Origin of the sequence: Massilia sp. CT11-108, assembly GCF_047302915.1 — a bacterium.
GTDB lineage: Bacteria > Pseudomonadota > Gammaproteobacteria > Burkholderiales > Burkholderiaceae_D > Telluria > Telluria orientalis.
Map to the genome: position 1 here is coordinate 1 of NZ_JBKYMO010000011.1, position 19,035 is coordinate 19,035.

Consider the following 19,035-nt stretch of genomic DNA (forward strand, 5'->3'; position numbering starts at 1 on the left):
GCCTCCGCCGGGCGAGCCTGCCGGGCCCGCACCGCCGCCCGCGCGCTGCAATTCTTCCGGCGGCATGTTCTTGCGGCGCTTTTCCAGCAGATAGGCGCCACCGAACAGCGTGCTGCCCAGCAGCAGGAACACGAGGTTCGGCATGCCCGGGATCAGGCCCATGCCGCCGATGATGCCGCCCGTGATGTACAGCACTTCCGGTTTCGCGAACAGCTGGCTGACGACTTGCGAACCCACGTCCTTGTCGCTGGCCACGCGCGACACGACCATACCGGCCGCGATCGAGATGATCAGCGACGGGATCTGCGCGACGAGGCCGTCACCGATGGCCAGCAGCGTGTAGTTCTTGACGGCGTCGCCAAAGGCCATGTCGTGCTGGACCATGCCGACGATCAGGCCACCGACGACGTTGATCACGGTGACGAGGATGCCGGCCACGGCGTCGCCGCGCACGTATTTCGACGCACCGTCCATGGCGCCGTAGAACTCGGCTTCCATCGACACTTCGGAGCGGCGGCGCTTGGCGTCCTCTTCGCCGATCAGGCCGGCGTTCAGGTCGGCGTCGATCGCCATCTGCTTGCCGGGCATCGCGTCCAGGGCGAAGCGCGCGCCCACCTCGGCGATACGGCCCGCACCCTTGGTCACGACCGTGAAGTTGATGATGGTGAGAATGATGAAGACGACGAGACCGACCGTGTAGTTGCCGCCGATCAGGAAGTGGCCGAATGCCTCGATCACCTTGCCGGCTGCGGCGCCGCCCGTGTGGCCCTCGGTCAGCACGACGCGCGTGGACGCGACGTTCAGCGACAGGCGCAGCATGGTCGTCACGAGAAGCACGGCCGGGAACGCCATGAAATCGAGCGGCTTGACCGTGTACAACGCAGTCAGCAGCACGATCACGGACATCGCGATGTTGAAGCTGAAGAACAGGTCGAGCGCGAATGCCGGCAACGGCAGGATCATCATTACCAGCAGCAGGATGATCAGGATCGGCGCCGCCAGCGCGTTGCTGCGGGCACCGATCTGTTGCAGCCAGGCTGGCAGTCTGAAACCGTTCATGCGTACTCCATCATTCAGGGATACGCCATTATTGCTGATGCCCCACGGAAACTATGCGGGAAGGAGACGGGGAATAACCTCGCAATTCGTGGGTGGGCGGCCCTCCGCCCACGCGTGACGCATGCGATGTGCCGGCGTAATCAGTGCGGCGTACCGGGTCCCGCATCGGTACCCGGCTTCTGCGACGCGGGGTTGAACGGGTCCATTTCCGGCGGAACCGGCAGTTTCTTCGGACGGTCCGGATACTGGTCGAGCGTGCCCTTGCTGTAGGCGCGCAGCTGGAAGACGTAGGCCAGCACTTCGGCCACGGCCGAGTACAGCGCTTCCGGGATCTCGTCGTCGATTTCCGTGTGCTTGTACAGCGCACGCGCCAGGGCCGGCGCTTCCAGCAGCGCGACCTTGTTTTCCTTCGCGATCTCGCGGATCTTCGCCGCGACCTCGTCGGTACCCTTGGCCACGACGCGCGGCGCACCCCGCTGCCCGTCCGCGTACTTGAGCGCGACGGCGAAGTGGGTCGGGTTGGTCACGACCACGTCGGCGGTCGGGACGTTGGACATCATGCGCTTCTGCGCCATCTCGCGCTGCATCTGGCGGATCTTGCCCTTGATCTGCGGGTTGCCGTCCGATTCCTTCGATTCCTGGATCACTTCCTGGCGCGTCATCTTGAGCTTGTCGGCGTAATGCCACATCTGGTACGGACCGTCGAGGATGGCGATGGCGCCCAGCGCGCCGACCATGGTCAGGAATGCCTTGGCGAGGATGCTGCCCAGGTGCGGCGCGGCCGTACCGAAGGGTTCGACGACGAGGCCGATCACGGCATCCTTCTGGCTCATCACGACGAACCACCCGACCGCGCCGACGAGCAGCGTCTTGGCGACGGCCTTCAGCAGCTCGACGAGCGCATTGGTCGACACCATGTTGCCCAGGCCACGCATCGGATTGAGCTTGCCGAAATTGGGCGTGAACGCCTTGGCGCTGAAATTCCAGCCGCCGATCAGCAGGGGCGCCGCCAGCATCATGAGCATGATGGCGCCCGCCAGCGGCAGGCAGGCCAGCAGCACGCGAACCACGTCGGCGAGAATGCGTTCGACCAGCACGTTCGGGTTGTAGATCTGCTCGCGGTCGAGCGACAGCCCGCGCTCCAGCACGGACGACAGCGTGTTGACGAGCCCGCCGCCCAGCATCCACATGCCGGCGCCGGCCGTCATCAAAACGGTAAAAGTCGCAACTTCGCGCGAACGGGGAATGTCGCCGTCTTCGCGCGCCTGCCTCAGCCGCTTCTCTGACGCTGGTTCGGTCCGTTCCGCGTCGCTGTCTTCCGCCATCCTGCACTCCGTTACCTTGGTTCAGGCTGGCATTATTCCAGATGTTGCCGCAGACCTAGAGAAAAAGAAGGACGGCAAACAGCCTGCATATCGTGTTTACGATTTGCATTCTTATACGGACATACCAATGTGCACACACAACACACTCGGTAAAAGTGATAGGAATGTGTTCCACTATCTGTCAAAATTGCAAATTGCTTATGTCGAAAAAAGATGACATTTTCGGCTGAGCTAGCCATAAAACCGGCATCTGATGAATCAAAGCAATGTTGGCTTGCTATATAATGAGTCAAGCAACATTGCCATGCGCAGGTGCCCCGTTAATCGAACAAAGGATACGAAATGAAGAAACTCCTCGTCACGACCGCTATTCTGAGCCTGCTGTCGGCTCAGGCATTCGCTCAGGAATCCAGCACCGCTGCCGGCCAGACTGGCACCGCCTCGGGCTCCGCCGCAGGCACCGGCACCGCTGCCGGCACTGCGGGCACCGCCGCAACGGGTACGGGCTTCGCGGCAACGACCGCGATCGCTGGTCTGTCGGTCGGCACCGTGGCCGCGATCGGCGCCGCTGTCGCCGCCGTGGCCGTCGCCTCGTCGGACAACGGTTCGACCACGAACCACTCGACCACGACGCACCACTGATCCACGCCGGAACGCGTGCGCGTTCCGGTTTGGGCACTGCAAGGAAATCGGCCGCAACAGCGGCCGTTTTCTCTGGCAGGTACTGCCCCGCGCTCAGTCGAACACTTCGGCTTGCGCGAGCAGTTTCCCGGCCTGGTCCTTGGCCGCCAGCTGCGGCACGAAATCGATGGGCCAGCCGATGCCGATGGCCGGATCGTTCCACGACAGGCTGCGCTCATGCTCCGGATACCAGTAATCCGTCGTCTTGTACAGGAATTCGGCGGATTCGCTCAGGACGACAAAGCCGTGCGCGAAGCCCGGCGGCACCCACAGTTGGCGATGATTGTCCCCGCTCAGCTCCATGCCCACCCAGCGGCCGAAAGTCGGTGACGACTTGCGCAGATCGACCGCGACATCGAACACGCTGCCCCGCACCACCCGCACCAGCTTGCCCTGGGCATGCTGGATCTGGTAATGCAGTCCGCGCAATACCCCCTTGGCCGACTTGCTATGGTTGTCCTGCACGAACTGGGCGTCGACGCCGGTGGCCTGGGCAAAGTCGCGCGCATTGAAGCTTTCGTAAAAGAAGCCGCGCGCGTCGCCGAAGACTTTCGGCTCCAGCATCAGGACGTCTGGAATGGCGGTCGGGGTAACGGTATATGGCATGGGCGGACTATTTCAACAGGTTCAAAAGATAATTGCCGTAGCCGTTCTTGGCCAGCGGTGCGGCGAGCTTCTGCAGCGCGGCGGCGTCGATCCAGCCCTGGCGGTAGGCGATCTCTTCCGGGCACGCCACCTGCAGGCCCTGCCGCTTCTGCAAGGTCGCGATGAAGCTGGCCGCCTCCAGCAGGCTGTCGTGCGTACCGGTGTCGAGCCAGGCAAAGCCGCGGCCCATGATCTCGACATTCAGCTTGTCGCGCTCGAGGTAGCAGCGGTTGACGTCGGTGATCTCCAGCTCGCCGCGCGCCGACGGCTTGATGTCGGCCGCCACATTGCACACGTCGTTGTCGTAAAAATACAGGCCGGTCACGGCATACGACGATTTCGGCGCCTTCGGCTTTTCCTCGATGCTCAGGGCACGGTGGTCCGCATCGAACTCGACGACACCGTAGCGCTCGGGATCCTGCACGTGGTAGGCGAACACCGTCGCGCTGTCGGTGCGTTCGTTGGCGCTGTGCAGTTGTTTTACAAGGTCGTGACCGTAAAAGATGTTGTCGCCGAGGACGAGCGCGCTCGGATCGTTGCCCACGAAATCCTTGCCGATGATGAAGGCCTGGGCCAGGCCGTCCGGCGACGGTTGCACGGCATACTGGATGCTCATGCCCCAGCGGCTGCCGTCGCCGAGCAGTTCGGCAAAACGGGGCGTGTCCTGCGGCGTGCTGATGACGAGCACGTCGCGGATGCCGGTCAGCATCAGCGTGCTGAGCGGGTAGTAGATCATCGGCTTGTCGTAGACCGGCATCAGCTGCTTGCTGACGGCCTGGGTCACCGGATACAGCCGCGTGCCGGAACCGCCGGCCAGGATGATGCCTTTACGCTGGATTTGGGACATGGCTGCCTCTCACAGGATTTGCCGGAGCACGTGACGCACGCCTTCCTGCCACGGCGGCAGGCGCAGGTCGAACGTCGTGCGGAAGCGGGTCGTATCGAGCCGCGAATTGAGGGGACGTCTGGCCGGCGTCGGATACTGCTCGGTGGCCAGCGGCGCGACGGCATCCACACTGGCTTTGAGATTTTTTCCGGCCGCCAGCGCCTCGCCGATCACGAATCGCGCATAGCCGTGCCAGCTCGTCTCGCCACCCGCCGCGACGTGATACGTGCCATAGGGGAAGCCGGTGCCGCGCGTGCGCGCATGCTCGCGCACGAGGTGGGCGCTGAGGTCGGCCAGCAGCGCGGCCGGCGTCGGGGCACCGAACTGGTCGGCGACGACGGTGAGCTTCTCGCGCTCGCCCGCCAGGCGCAGCATCGTCTTGGCGAAATTGCCGCCGTGCGCGCCCACGACCCAGCTCGTGCGCAGGATCAGGTGGCGCGGATTGGCGGCCGCCAGGCCTTGTTCGCCCTCCAGCTTCGTGCGGCCGTAGACGCTCCGCGGCGCCGGCGCATCGTTTTCCGTATAGGCGCCCTGCTTCGTGCCGTCGAACACGTAGTCCGTCGAGTAATGCAGCACGAGCGCGCCCAGCTTCGCGCCTTCCTCGCCCAGGATGGCCGGGGCGACGGCGTTGACGGCACGGGCCGTCGCTTCGTCGGACTCGGCCTTGTCGACGGCCGTGTACGCCGCCGGATTGACGATCACATCCGGCGCGACGCGGCGCACCAGCGCGCGCAGCGCGTCGGCGTCGGCCAGGTTGCAATCCTGCGTGTCGACGGCGTGGACCTCGCCGAGCGGCGCCAGCGCGCGCTGCAGTTCGAAGCCGAGCTGGCCGTTCTTGCCGGTCAGGAGAATCTTCATTTCAGGCACCGTACTGTTGGCCGACCCAGGCGCGGTAGCTGCCGCTCGTCACGTGCTGCACCCATTCCTGGTTGTCGAGGTACCACTGCACCGTCTTGCGGATGCCCGTCTCGAACGTCTCGGCCGGCTTCCAGCCCAGCTCGCGCTCCAGCCTGGTCGCGTCGATCGCGTAGCGGCGGTCATGGCCGGGGCGGTCGGTAACGAAGGTGATCTGGGTCGCGTACGACTGGCCATCCGCGCGCGGGCTCAGTTCGTCGAGGATCGCGCACAGCGTCTTGACGACGTCGAGGTTGGCCTTCTCGTTCCAGCCGCCGACGTTGTAGACCTCGCCCAGCTGGCCCCCGTCGAGCACGCGGCGGATGGCCGAGCAGTGATCCTTCACGTATAGCCAGTCGCGGATCTGCTGGCCGTCGCCGTAGATCGGCAGCGGCTTGCCGGCCAGTGCATTGTGGATGCACAGCGGGATCAGCTTTTCCGGGAAGTGGTAAGGACCATAGTTGTTAGAGCAATTGGTGGTCAGCACCGGCAGGCCATACGTGTGATGGTAGGCGCGCACGAGGTGGTCGCTGGCCGCCTTGCTGGCGGAATATGGGCTGTTCGGTTCGTAACGGTTCGTCTCGCGGAACGCGGGGTCGTCCTTGCCGAGCGAGCCGTAGACCTCGTCGGTCGACACGTGCAGGAAGCGGAACGCGGCCTTGCGGTCGTCCGGCAGCGCGCTCCAGTATTCGCGCACGGCTTCGAGCAGGTGGAACGTGCCGACGATGTTCGTCTGGATGAATTCGCCCGGGCCGTGGATGCTGCGGTCCACGTGGCTCTCGGCCGCGAAATTCACGACGGCGCGCGGCTGGTGTTCCTGCAGCAGGCGCCGCACGAGGTCCACGTCGCCGATGTCGCCCTGCACGAAGATGTGCCTGGGGTTGTCGCGCAGGCTGGCCAGGTTCTCGAGGTTGCCGGCATACGTCAGCTTGTCGAGGTTGATGACCGGCTCGTCGGTCAAGCCGCACCAGTCCAGCACAAAATTACTGCCGATGAAGCCGGCGCCGCCTGTCGTCAAAATCATATAGTCACTCCCCGGTTGACAGATCCGCACGGGCCGGTCGAGCGCCAGGTTGGCCGGCCCGGATATCCGGTGCCACCGCGCGATCAAAGATTACATTTTATCAATAAGTCCCGAACCACGCCACGCTAACGGAATTCGTGCCCGGCGTCACGGCGAAGCTCGAACGCACATTGTCGCGCTGCGCCTGCCACAGCCAGCCGCCCACGGCCATGCCGAGGACGCCGCCGGCCACGACGTCGGAGACCCAGTGCTGGCGTCCCGCCGTGCGGCCCAGCGAGCCGGCGGCGGCCAGGCCGTACAGCCACGGGGCATCGTATTCCTGGGCGAACGGCGTCACTGCCGCGAACGCCACGCTGGCGTGATTGGACGGGAACGATGCATTCGACCGGTCCGCGGCCTTGCCCCACTGTCCCTTCTCGTCGATCGGCCGGGCACGCCCGGCGAGATGCTTCGCCCCGATCGACAGGGCCGCGGCTCCGACGACCGATTCGAGCGAGATGATACCAATGTTCTGCATGCGCGCATCGCCAAAAGCGACGGCCCCGGCCGCGGCGCCTGCCAGGACGACCGGCGTCGCCTTGCCAATATTGTTCCAGGCCCGCGCGACGCTGGAGCCCTGGTGCTTCTTCATGAAACGATCGACCGGCTTGTCGAGCAGTGCGCTGGCCAGGATCGCGCCGCCGCCGATGATGGCGCCGTTGCCCCAATGCGGCAGCGTCGGCGTCGACTTGACGGATTGTTCCACGCGCATACGGAACAGCGGCCACGGGTTCGGCATGGCGTCCACGGGCGGATTCACGGCCGGGAGGTTCTGTTCGTCGCGCCGCTCGGCGAAGTTGCCGAGACCGTCGAACGTGTTCATGTCGCGGCGCGGCTGCTCGACGAGGTCGTACAGGTCGCCCGGGCTCGCCACCATCTGGCCGACGTCGCGCGTCCATGGCGACAGGGCCACGCCTGCGGTGGTCTGCGTGTCGGACAGCAGCATGATGTTCAGCGGCACCGACAGGAAGATACCCTTGTCGTTGTAGGGGTTCGACGGCGTGCCCGGATTCGTGATGTCCTTGCCGCTCGTCTTCGTGTACCAGGCGCCGATTTCCACACCGGACGGGAAGCGCCGCTTGAACTCCATGCGCACGCCGTTGTCCTTGGCGAGGAAGCGGCCGGCGCGGGCCGTCGCGGTGACGTCGTACGGCAGCTTGTAATGCAGGGACGCGAAGCCGCTGACGGTCTGGTAGTCGCGCTTGTCGAACCACCCTTTCACGCCGCGCTGCTGCAGGGCGTCGACGTTCACGTCGGCGGCCCAGCGGCTGTCCTTCGGCAGGTACAACACCTGGCCGCCGATGCCGCGGAACATCTCTTCGTACAGACCGCCGGAGACGCGCGCGTACAATCGTTCGGACGGCATGATGTATTTGTTGAGCATCAACCGGTTCAGCTTGAAACGGCCGCCGCGCTTGTAGTCGGCGATGTCCGAGCGCACGTGGGGCAGCAGGCTGTTCGACGCCTGCGTGACGCCCGACACGGTCTCGTACACGGTGAGCTTGAAATCGCTGTTCAGGAACAGGCCGGGGGCCAAGCGGCGGTCATAAGTGCCTGCAGCCCACAGTTCGTAGCGCAAGGCGCCGCTCGGGTCGTTAAAGAACATCGACACCTTGGGATACACCTTGAAGCGGTTCGCCTCGCGGTCTTCCGATGCCAGCTGGACTGTGTTGCCGTCCTTGCCGACCTCCACTTGCAGAGAGCCCTCGTTCGCGACGGCAGCCAGCATGCCGTGCTGGTCCTCTCCGATCTGATCGCTCGGCTGGGCATAACGCACGATGACGGTCTGCAGGAAGGCTTCGCGATTCGACAACCCGGTCAAATAGTCAGTCAGACTCTGCAGATCGGTAAATTCATACGTCGCGATGGGCTGTTCCAGTTTCGTGTACGCGATTTGCATCCGGCGCGTGCCCTGCGGCGCAAAGGCGAGCGCGGTACGCGCCGCACGGCCGACCGCGCGGCCGAGATTGGAGATGCGACTGTTCGTCAACGACAGCTTCAGCGTGCCGTCTTCGAACGTAACGCGGACGTTCTTGAAATCCTGCTTGATCAGCGCCTGCACGAGCGCGGCGCCATGGCTGGGCTGCTGCTGCCATTCCTCGCCCGTGACGCGCGGCGGCGCCTGCTTCGGGTCGAACGGCGCCGGCTCGTATAGCTTGGGAATGAATTCGCGCTCGGAAAATGGAATGCTCAGGTAGGCGTTGGCACTGAAGTGATCGCGGTGACGCGCCACCTGCGCGCCTAACCAGCCCCAACGATATTCGACACCGACCGCGGCCCCCTTGCGGCGCTGACCTGCGGCCGTGTCGGCTGCATGAAAGTCCTTGGTGTAATCGTTCGCATCGTATTCGCCGACCACCGCGAATCCAGGTACGGCGGTCGGCGCCCAGCGGGCTCCAGCGAACACACCGCTTGGGCGCCGTTTGCCGACGCCCACGCTGACCTCGATGTTACGTGCAGCGCCGAACGCTTTCGACGCGACGACATAATGACCCTTGAACAGCTCCGTCCCCAGCATGTCGGTCGCGCCCACGGCGATCGCCGGCAACCAGGTCGACTCGGCCAAGAGCCGCAACTTGGCATCGACGACCTTGTCCTTGTAGCGGCCATATGCGCTTCCGTACCCGTCCGGCTGGTTCGCGAAGCCCTGAGTGCCTGTGATCGACACATACCGGCCGGTCACCTGCAGGAACGGCAGGACGGTGGCGGTCGCCCAGAAACTGCCGTAGGGGCGATCATAGCCATAACCCGTGCTCACCGTGCCGTCGGCTTCGACGGCGGCGTTGGGCATGTTGATGTAGCCGGACTGGCCCTGGACGGCCGGGATGGCGCCGAACGCATTGGCGGCGCCGAGCACGAACCAACTGCACCATGTATATTTAAAAGAAATTCTTAAAGCAGCAAACACATCAGTCCATTCGTTGGGCAGGCCCGTGCTGGAAAATTTGAGGAATAGCGACAGACAAATCTTGCCGAGTTTACCATTCGCATAATTTGTGGCCAAGTTCTCGATGCTCTGGCGTCGTCCTCGCGTCTTTGCATGCGGCAAAAACAACCTTACCGACGCTTCGGCACGTTGCGTGACGGCCCGCCTCGTGGATGCCGTCGAGCGGCATCAGGCACTCCACACTTCGCGAAAGAGACCAGATTGGACGGTTCCCTTCGCGTGGCCTTACAGCAGACTGATCTCAAGTATTGATTCGCTTGGACAGCAATTCGTCGACTGCCGACTTTTGTAGAGTGGTCGTCGTGATCACGCCGAGTGCCGACAAATATTTCTGGTACACGATCTGCTCGTCGAATTCGACTCTCATCTTGTCTCGTCCAGCGATACCCATGGCCCAGCGCTGTTCCGGCGTCATTTCGTACATCTGCTGCATTTTCTGTGCAAGATCAGCTGGGTTCTTCACTTCGCAAAGGAGACCGTTCACACCGTCATCTACGGCATCGCGGCAACCGACGACATTGGTGGCAATGATAGGACGCGACATCGCCGCAGCTTCGAGCAGTGAACGCGGCACGCCCTCGCGATACGAGGGAAGAACGACACAATCGGCCTGGGTCAGGAATTGTCGCACATCATCTGTCTTGCCGAGATACTCGACCAAGCCTTCATCTTCCCATGCCGAGATCCGCTCCATGCCGACGGCGTTCGAATTTGCCGGGTCAACGAACCCCAGCAATTGGCATTTGACTTGAGGGAAACGCTCGCGAAGAATCCGCGCAGCTGCCACAAATTCCTCAACCCCCTTGTCCCGCAACATGCGTCCCACGAGAAGGAAGCGAAACGGGCGTCCCGCCAGTGCCGCCGGCGCTTCTCCCGGATAATGCCTGAGATTGATACCAGAACCGGGTAACAACGCGGTTTTATCCCTGCGCGCGAGGCCTGTATTGACAAACAGATCTCGATCGTCTGCGTTCTGAAAGAACACACAAGATGATTTTCGCAAGGCAATTTTGTACAGCTTTCGAACGATATGTGTCAGATAGCTGTTCTTGATAAAAGTCGCGCCTAAGCCTGCAATATTATTAATAACCGAAATACCAAGCGCGTGCGCCGCCAGCGAGCCGTAGACGTTCGGCTTGACGGTATATCCGAGAAAAACATGCGGCTTCAATGTCCGCAACAAATTAAAGTAACGGATCAGTAAAAGCAAATCGCGCCCCGGATGGCTACCGTTGCTGTCCATCGGCAACGCAAAGTATTTACACCCCACTTCCTTCAGGCGGTGCGAATATTCATCCTCTGGAGCGATCGCGATGACCTCATAGCCGTGATCGATCAGGGCCTTGATGAGACCAACGCGAAAATTAAAAATATTCCAAGAACTGTTGATCGAAATTACAATCTTTTGCTTCATATTACGGATAGATTCCCTAGTCTGACGCAGACACGGCGCGTGCGATGACGATTTTCGCGAAGGAAAGTAGGATACCGCAACATGAGAGAGTTAGACCATGTTCCGCATGCGTACAAATGCAAATCAGTGGTTTTTCTCCAACCAAGCCTGGAACATCAATACATCCCAAAGGTAATACTGCCAGTTGCGCCGCCCCGTCCGATGCTCATCCCATTTCCGACGTATTGATTCCGGATGGAAGAATCCTTCGATGCGTAAACGATGTTCGCTGATCAAGGACTCCGCCCAGTCTTGAAGGGGGCCGCGCAGCCAGTCGCCTATTGGGACACCGAAACCCATTTTGGGACGTTCGATCAACGCCTTCGGTACATGCCGGTAAAGGACCTGCCTCAACAACCACTTGCTTTGGCCGTCACGCAACTTCATTGACTGCGGCACGCGCCAAGCGAACTCAACAACACGGTGGTCCAGGAAAGGTACGCGCGTCTCAAGCGACACGCCCATTGCAGCTCGATCAACCTTAACCAAAATATCGTCAGGCAGGTAAGTCATCAGGTCCAGCGCCATCATCCGCTGAACGTTGTCCAATCCGTCCAGCTTGGGCGCTAGCCCATTCAGGACTGTAGGCGGCATGTCGCCGCCGATAACAACGGACGCCGGGTCGCGCCAATGCGAAACAAGGCCTCGATAGAGCGTATCGAATGATTCACTGGCCAGAACCATTGCCCCTTTGTGCAACTTCTCACCCAGATGTACGTTCCGGACCGACCGCGGCAAGATTCCGCCGAATGTCAGCGCAGCCTTGTTCCAGTTCTCTTCCGAGATCATTGTCAGACTGCCGGCGGCCAGTTTACGCAGCGGCATCGGAAGGCTGCTGATATTGCGCCACAGTTTTGCGCCGTCTTGATAACGCGTGTAGCCACAAAACAATTCGTCGCCCGCGTCACCCGACAGCGCAACTGTCACCTCTTTCCTGGCGAGCTGGGACACCAAAAATGTGGGGATTTGCGATGAATCCGAAAACGGCTCGTCATACAGTGTTGGAAGACGAGGAATCACATCCATGGCCTCTTGGGCAGTGACGTAGAGCTCTGTATGGTCAGTACCCAGATGGGCGGCCACGGCCTTCGCGTGTACAGCCTCGTTATAGCCGTCTTCGTGGAAGCCGATCGAAAACGTCTTGATTGGCCGCGAAGACTGGCTTTGCATCAGGGCGACTACCGTCGAAGAATCAATCCCGCCAGACAAAAATGCGCCAAGAGGAACGTCTGCGAGCATTTGCTGACGGACCGAGTTCTTGAGCAGCTGTTCCAACATGTCCACAACTTGTTCAGGCTGACCGAGCTCAGGCGCAGCAACACCAGCCTTCGCAACAGTTGCCGCAGACCAATAAACATTGATCAACGGCTCCTCCGACCGAGGTGAAATGCTCAGCAGACAGCCAGGCATCAGCTTCGAGATCCCGGTATAGATCGAGTACGGCGCCGGCACATAACTATGGTGGAGTTGCAGGCTGAGAGCGCGACGATCGATTTGGTTCTCGAATGCCGGATGTTGCCGCAGCGCTTTCAATTCGGAACCGAACAGGAAAGCCCGCTTGTTGCCGGTTCCTTGCCAGCCATAATACATCGGCTTCTCGCCAATCCGGTCACGAGCGAGAGTCAGCGTGCGCAATTCCCGGTCCCAGACCGCGAAGGCAAACATGCCCACCGCCCGCTCGACCGTCTCTTTAATTCCCCAGAAATCGAAGCCTGCCAGAAGAGTTTCCGTATCAGAATGACCACGCCATGCGGCACGATACCCCTTTTGCTCCAACTCGGCGCGAATATCCAAATGGTTATAAATCTCGCCATTGAACGCGATAACATAACGCGAGCTCGCGGACGCCATCGGCTGATGTCCAGCCGGAGATAGATCGAGAATTGACAAACGTCTATGCGCTAACCCAATGCCACATTCGCCGTTGTACCAAAAGCCAGAATCATCCGGTCCGCGCGACAAGATCGGGGCGGCCATGCGCTTCAATAGCGAATTCGGCTCGATGTCCGCAGTGAACCCTCTGCCGCCTAAAAAACCTGCAAGTCCGCACATTTAGATCGACCTTTTACCTATTCCTATTTACGATTTCCGTATATAAAGCCTCAAGTCGATCTCGAGCACGCTCAATCGTATAATTTTCTCTCACTCTTGCCTTTCCAATGCACGCTAATGCGTGACGTTCTTCGGCAGGCATTTCTATCACTTTCTCTAACCCCGCAGCCAGGGCAGCGGAATCTTCTCTCGGCACCACGATTCCAATATCCTGAACAAGCACCCTGGTATCGCCAACATCCGTGGCAACGCAAGGAACCCCCATTCCCATCGCTTCGATGACAACAGTCGGCAGTGCCTCACTTTTCGAGCTCAGGCAGAATATATCCATTGCCGCCAAACAATCTGGCGCATCTGATCGCTGACCCAACAGAACAAACCGCTCCGAGAAGCCAGTTTTATCGATCCATTCGCGCAGAGTGGCATTATCCCCGTTCAAATGGCTACCGACCATTACAAAACGTACGTGTAAATATTTCTCCGCAATTATACCCGCAGCACTAACAAAATTACCATAGTCTTTTGCGGGGTTAAACCGACCGAGCGTTCCTATTACTATATGATCGTCCGTAAAACCGCAGGTATTTCTGATCGCGCGACGACGGTCATCATTCGACACGAGACGGGCAGTATCGATTCCATTAGGAAGTACGAGCGTACGGGGCTCAAAATAACCTGCGGCGATGTGCACCTGACGAGATACTTCGGCAACACACAAAATCGTATCCGGCACCCAACGGGAAACCTTTGCACAAACGCGCATAACCCAGGTCGTCATCCTCGATCCACCTGCACGCACGTCGGTCGAATGAATGCCCCACAATATATTCTTGTTACCCGCCAGGCGGGCCGCGAGCCCGCCCAACAAGTCAGCGTGATACATCCACGTTTGCACTACATTGGGAGAGAACTTCCGAATCAGATTCCTAAGACGGAACAGGACAGAACAGAACTCCAAGCCCGAACGCATTCTCAGGGAAACCACTCGCGTTCCGAGTTCCTGCATCTGCTGTCCAAGGCAGCCAATGTCGGTCAGAGAGACGACAATATGTTCGTACTCAGGATTGTCCTTGTGGGATTCGATTAGGCGTCGCAACATCATTTCTGCGCCACCGACGTCAAGACAGACAATAACGTGTAGAACCCGCATTAAATTGCACCGACTTCTTTAAATAAATCATCCCATCGGGAGAGAACCGCGGCTAGGCTGAATCGTTCAAGAACTGCGCGATTCGCTTGCCCCCCCAACATGTGTTGGAGCGAATCATTACTCATCAATTTCTCCATAGCGGCACTTAAACCGGCCTGATCGTTCAGCGGTACGAGAATTGCGTTTTGGCCATCATTTGATATTTCGCGCGGGCCGCTGGGGCAGTCAAATGCAATACAAGGCAAGCCAACCCCCATCGCTTCCAATAGCGCATTGGGAAATCCCTCATAAAGCGACGCCATGACAAACACGTCAGCTTCAGCCATGACCCTCCACGGATTGCTTGTGCGGCCTTTCAACAATATCCGTTGTTGCAGACCCCGCTGAGATACATGTTCATCCAGTTCATCATGCAACGGGCCGTCGCCATAGATATGCAGATCCCAATCCGGATGAGCATTGCAAACCCTAGAAAATGCCTCAATAATCCTATCTACCTGCTTTTCCGGTGATAGCCTGCCAAGGGAAAGCAGAATTCTACGTTCACTTTTAGTTGCTCGCGTGTGTTCCAGAACTGCGGACGGCAACGGATTGGCGACGGTTCTAATCTTCCTTACACTCGGAAAAAGCGCAGCAGCACTTTCAGCTACCGAAGCCGTCTGAACTGTAAGCATGTCGGCAAAGCGATAAGTTAGTTGACATGCGAATTTCCACAAAGGTCTATACGGTTGCCGGCTCGGGTCGGAGCGTTCACAAATGATGACTGGAACCTTCATGCCAAGCGTAGCGAGAACCGCAGCAACATTCACATTTGGCAAAAAAGAAATAACAACGTCGGGCGTCCGCTCTGCAATCAGACGACGCAACGTGAACAGACGCTCTTTGTAACTCGAAAAGCCTCGGCTATGACCCTGCACACGCGAGGCTAGATAAATCAGCTCCACCTGTTCTGAGAGAGAGTAAAACGGCTTGCCGCCACCTGAGAACGTAGGAATCAAAGTCACACTATCTCCGCGACTCGACCACTGATTGCACAGTGTGGTCGCTACTCTCTCTGCTCCGCCGGAACCAAGCGAGCTTGTCAATAATACGATCTTCATTTTCAACTCCCAGCAGACGATGAAGGAGCAGGCCTCATCGCCAATACTCTCATTACGATACCCAGAGTCTTAAGCAAAATAAGGATTACTACAAGCGACCGAACAATACCTACCAAATATATAAGATCACTTCGATAAAACGAAGTAAGCATGATACCAGCGACAGCAATTACGATTGCACGATTGAGGAATTCACCTCTCTCGACAACGCGATTGAAGATTCTTCCAAGACATCCGATCAAAGCAAAACATAACGCCACACCGAAATATCCGCCGAGTCCGTAACCGACCGACAACATACCCGAAGCAAAAGAATTTCCTTCAGCGCCGAAAACGATGCCTTTAAAATATGTATCAAAACCGATCGCCTCATACCCAATCAAGTTCGTAAACGGGAAGAGCGCAACAAATGAGTCAAGCAGATAAACGGGTGACGCCGAAAAGTCACTCTTGACGATTTCATTATAAACAGCACTTATTGTCGCGGACTCAGGATTAACAAAAGACAGAAAATCGAGACCATCGCTATCGAACGATTGCGCAAAACCATAAAGAACATCAACCGCATTTTTACTAAAATACGCCGTCTCCTTCGCAACGATCATAAGCAAAGCACAGGCGAAGCCGAGCAAGAGGTAGCACACGCTCTTCCACCCAACCATTCGCGGACGCGTCAGAAAATACGCCGCGATCAGCGTAGCCAGACTGCTGCGGAATCCGAACATCAGATCGAGTCCAACCGCAGCAATGGCAACGATAAAAAGACCGCGCTCCCTCAATAAGAAAGCGAGCACGATTAATATTGAGGTGAGCAGACTGAAGATTTTATAGGCGTAGCCTAAGCTCTCCATCACCTCACTTTTATCGCGCCCGCTGAGTCCGAAACCGTTTTGCGCAACGATCAAAACCATTAGCATGCCAATTACAGCTGCCAGTAGCCCTCCTTGGATCTTCAAAAAACGAAGATTTTTTGCGGACATCTCCCCTGCGGACTGCCATCTCATCGTGCGCGACCGATACCCTACAACCAATAGGTAGACGATCCCACAAACAAGACTTACCCTGGCACCGTTATCCACGTCGATTGAGTAAATGCCTTCAGATATAAACACTATCTTTTCAAGAAAGAGAACTGGATAAAAATACACTACACATGTGCTCGCCGCCAAAAAGAAAAAGTCGACACCTTTTCTGGCCACGTAAAGCAACATTAGCAGAGCAATGCCAAGAAAAATCATCGCTAGTTTTCCCTACAGTTATCGCACATATCAGATTCCGATGGGTAGCACGATCAGGAAGCCGACGTACCCTACACCCCACCGAGGCTCGCCATTGCGCGCTTGGCCCGCAACGCGAAATGGATGAGCGGTCGAACTATACGGTATCCAGCCAATGTCTCCAAAACGTACCGCTTGCTCGTTGTGGCGAGCATCAACTCCAGCTCGCTGGGCCTCAAGAGATTATCGAGTTGCTCCCAATTTGCCTCGTGTATTGCTTGCTTTATCAAAACAAGGCGCGCAGACTTTGCGGCGGCGTATGCCGACCGCTTACTGGCCCCTAGCTCATACGCTCGGTACGCAGCTTCGCAATTCAGTGCATAAAACCTGATTCCCAGCCTTCGCGACACACCGACATAGCGGCGATAATATGTGAATCTCGCTTTCTCAAGCAGAACTATTCCAGAACGCGCGTGTTCGACGTTAAAATAAAAATCAAGCAAGTCCACATCCGAGGAACGTGTAAGAATCGATTCCCGTCGATACATTTTTGAGCTATGCATCACCGGATTTGCCATCTCAAGTAGATTATCGACTGTAAGCAACATGCGGCTGGAGATCTTATGTTCCGTCTCCGCAACAAACGCCAGATCTTCATCCGCCTCTAACAGAGAATATTGATATTGAAGCTTCCCCGGCAACCAATAATCGTCTCCATCACAATGTGCAATATATTTTCCTCGCGCCAAATCATGAACAGCCAAATAATTTTTGGTGGCACCGACGTTTTTCTCATGAAAAAGCGGAATAATTTTGCCTGGATACTGTCGTGCCATATCCTGAATAATTTCTCGCGTTCCGTCGGTCGAAAAATCGTCTCCAATAATGACCTCGAAATCATATTCGGTGACTTGACTCAAAATACTCTGAAGACACTGCTGTACAAACCCGACTTGGTTATACGTCACGACACACACAGAGACGCGAACCTCATTACTACAATTACTTTCCATAAATCATCTCAACAAAGCGTTGCAGCTTCTACTTAGCTTCGCGCTGGAATTTACCAAAAACTTTCGCCAACACCAAATCGCGAGCATATGACGAACCGCATGCGGAAGCGAACATAACAACAATCCCAAGACAGAACAAGACAACCCAGGTTTCAAAACGCTGGACCATCAATACTGGAATGTGCCTCAGGGCAACAATACAAGCAAGAGAAACTGCTATGGACGGAAAAACGTTACGTAGCAGCCAATGTATATGAAAGTTGCGAAAAAAACGTCGATGGACTAACGGTACCCAGCAAATAAAATATATGGCATTTGCTCCAACCCAAGCATATCCCGCTCCCGTAACACCATAATTGGTCGTCAAAAATATCAATGCCGGGGCAAGAACTGCGACAAATACTGCACTTCCGATCAAATGCAGCCGTAAGTCACCTTTCGCATACTGAAGGTAATAAGGAAAAGCAGCTATCGCCAGAATTCCGTTGCCGATAGCGTACATCGACAATATGGGAGCAGTGTTGTTTGCCACGGCGTGGTCGCCAGTCCAAGCCCATAATATTTCTTTGGAAAAGAATGCGAGCATTGCAACTATAGGCGTCACCACAAAAGTCACCAATTGCGTCGCTTTCCCGTAAACTAATTGCAGTTCGTTATCGTTTCCCGCTGCGGACATTTTAGCCATCCTAGGTAATAATGCTCCGCTAATTGGCCCACTCAATACACTGACAGCACTCGCAACCAACACTCCCAGCGTGAAATACGCGTATTGTGATAACGAGAGAATTTTTGAAAGAACGAGCTTATCGGTTTGCGTTACCAAGATCCAAATCGAGTTTGTAAATGCAATGCTCAAAGAAAAACTTAACAGCCCCTTGATCGAACGAAATCCCACCAGCGTTGTTCTTTTTTCTGCCGTTGAGGGAATAAGTTTTTTTGCCCGAAAAAAAAGGGTCATTATTTCGACAAGAGCGATCGCTAACTGGTAGCCAAAGAAGACTAGTGGGCTCGCACCCAAAAATATCATCACCGGAACAATAACAACAAATTTCACAGTTGAAATGACGATATTGAAATTACTAATCCAAAGAAATTTCTCAAAGCCGTTGATTACACCACGATAAAGCCCCCCTACCCAACGAAAAGCGATCGTCCCAGCCATCAATATGATCGAAACCTTGACGTCGCCAACGGGAATTTTTTCGACGTGGAGCCAATGTGTCGCAATTCTATCTGAACCAACCACCATGGCCAGGAAGCTAATCACTGCGACAAGAATGAAAAGAAGCTCCAAAGTGGAGAGCAATCGTCTGAAGCTGACCTCGTCTGTCACCCCGGCATTAAATCTCGCCGTTTCGCGTGACAGCGTTGGAGTAAGACCGACGTCAAGCAACTGAAACCACGCCTGTAACATCGTGAAAAAGCCGACCAGTCCATACGCTTCAGGCCCCATGTACCGCAAATAAGTAGGGACGAGAACGATACCAATCAAGGTGATGTATAACTGACTTGCGTAATTAGCAAGAATATTTTTCTTAAGTGACAAAGAA

At 57.3% G+C, this 19,035-nt stretch carries 16 protein-coding genes; 2 read left to right on the plus strand and 14 right to left on the minus strand.

The genetic code is table 11. The features are described from left to right. Positions 1-1,059, minus strand: a 1,059-nt coding sequence (locus ACEN88_RS02490) for an FHIPEP family type III secretion protein (protein WP_413337238.1), incomplete at its 3' end; no start/stop codon positions are given. A 140-nt stretch (positions 1,060-1,199) separates the two neighbouring features. Further along, positions 1,200-2,333, minus strand: a complete 1,134-nt coding sequence (flhB, locus tag ACEN88_RS02495) for a flagellar biosynthesis protein FlhB (protein WP_413337267.1) — start codon at positions 2,331-2,333, stop codon at positions 1,200-1,202. Here flhB and ACEN88_RS02500 point away from each other — a divergent pair. Then, positions 2,248-2,601: a hypothetical protein gene (locus tag ACEN88_RS02500; protein ID WP_413337270.1), complete on the plus strand. Its 354-nt coding sequence runs from the start codon at positions 2,248-2,250 to the stop codon at positions 2,599-2,601. The genes flhB and ACEN88_RS02500 overlap by 86 nt on opposite strands. A gap of 125 nt (positions 2,602-2,726) precedes the next feature. Continuing rightward, a complete protein-coding gene (locus ACEN88_RS02505) occupies positions 2,727-3,026 on the plus strand; it encodes a hypothetical protein (protein ID WP_413337239.1) in 300 nt (99 codons plus the stop codon). A gap of 93 nt (positions 3,027-3,119) precedes the next feature. Here ACEN88_RS02505 and rfbC read toward each other — a convergent pair whose 3' ends face one another. The 12 genes from rfbC to ACEN88_RS02565 all read right to left on the minus strand — a co-directional run bounded on the left by rfbC (position 3,120) and on the right by ACEN88_RS02565 (position 19,031). Then, positions 3,120-3,671, minus strand: a complete 552-nt coding sequence (rfbC, locus tag ACEN88_RS02510; protein WP_413337240.1) for a dTDP-4-dehydrorhamnose 3,5-epimerase — start codon at positions 3,669-3,671, stop codon at positions 3,120-3,122. 7 nt (positions 3,672-3,678) lie between these two features. After that, positions 3,679-4,548 (minus strand): glucose-1-phosphate thymidylyltransferase RfbA, encoded by an 870-nt coding sequence (gene rfbA / locus ACEN88_RS02515; RefSeq protein WP_413337268.1) that lies wholly within the window; start codon positions 4,546-4,548, stop codon positions 3,679-3,681. 18 nt (positions 4,549-4,566) lie between these two features. Beyond that, positions 4,567-5,454 (minus strand): dTDP-4-dehydrorhamnose reductase, encoded by an 888-nt coding sequence (gene rfbD / locus ACEN88_RS02520; RefSeq protein ID WP_413337241.1) that lies wholly within the window; start codon positions 5,452-5,454, stop codon positions 4,567-4,569. Between the two features lies 1 nt (position 5,455). Further along, positions 5,456-6,514 (minus strand): dTDP-glucose 4,6-dehydratase, encoded by a 1,059-nt coding sequence (rfbB, locus tag ACEN88_RS02525; RefSeq protein WP_413337242.1) that lies wholly within the window; start codon positions 6,512-6,514, stop codon positions 5,456-5,458. A gap of 100 nt (positions 6,515-6,614) precedes the next feature. Further along, entirely contained in the window at positions 6,615-9,410 is a 2,796-nt protein-coding gene (locus tag ACEN88_RS02530; RefSeq protein WP_413337243.1) for a YjbH domain-containing protein, read from the minus strand. 331 nt (positions 9,411-9,741) lie between these two features. Continuing rightward, the gene (locus ACEN88_RS02535) at positions 9,742-10,914 is read right to left on the minus strand and encodes a glycosyltransferase family 4 protein (RefSeq protein ID WP_413337244.1); all 1,173 of its coding nucleotides are present in this window, start codon (positions 10,912-10,914) and stop codon (positions 9,742-9,744) included. Between the two features lie 123 nt (positions 10,915-11,037). Beyond that, complete coding sequence (gene asnB / locus ACEN88_RS02540) at positions 11,038-13,005, minus strand: asparagine synthase (glutamine-hydrolyzing) (RefSeq protein WP_413337245.1); 1,968 nt, start codon at positions 13,003-13,005, stop codon at positions 11,038-11,040. A gap of 13 nt (positions 13,006-13,018) precedes the next feature. Beyond that, the gene (locus tag ACEN88_RS02545; protein ID WP_413337246.1) at positions 13,019-14,155 is read right to left on the minus strand and encodes a glycosyltransferase family 4 protein; all 1,137 of its coding nucleotides are present in this window, start codon (positions 14,153-14,155) and stop codon (positions 13,019-13,021) included. Next, on the minus strand, positions 14,155-15,255 hold the full coding sequence (locus tag ACEN88_RS02550) for a glycosyltransferase family 4 protein (protein ID WP_413337247.1): 1,101 nt from the start codon (positions 15,253-15,255) through the stop codon (positions 14,155-14,157). Before ACEN88_RS02550 ends, ACEN88_RS02545 begins: the two co-directional genes overlap by 1 nt. 2 nt (positions 15,256-15,257) lie before the next feature. Next, positions 15,258-16,493 carry a hypothetical protein gene (locus ACEN88_RS02555; RefSeq protein WP_413337248.1) on the minus strand — a complete coding sequence of 412 codons (1,236 nt, stop codon included), beginning with the start codon at positions 16,491-16,493 and terminating at the stop codon, positions 15,258-15,260. A 71-nt stretch (positions 16,494-16,564) separates the two neighbouring features. After that, positions 16,565-17,485 (minus strand): glycosyltransferase family 2 protein, encoded by a 921-nt coding sequence (locus ACEN88_RS02560; RefSeq protein WP_413337249.1) that lies wholly within the window; start codon positions 17,483-17,485, stop codon positions 16,565-16,567. Between the two features lie 28 nt (positions 17,486-17,513). Beyond that, on the minus strand, positions 17,514-19,031 hold the full coding sequence (locus tag ACEN88_RS02565) for an oligosaccharide flippase family protein (protein WP_413337250.1): 1,518 nt from the start codon (positions 19,029-19,031) through the stop codon (positions 17,514-17,516). Between the last annotated feature and the right edge of the window lie 4 nt (positions 19,032-19,035).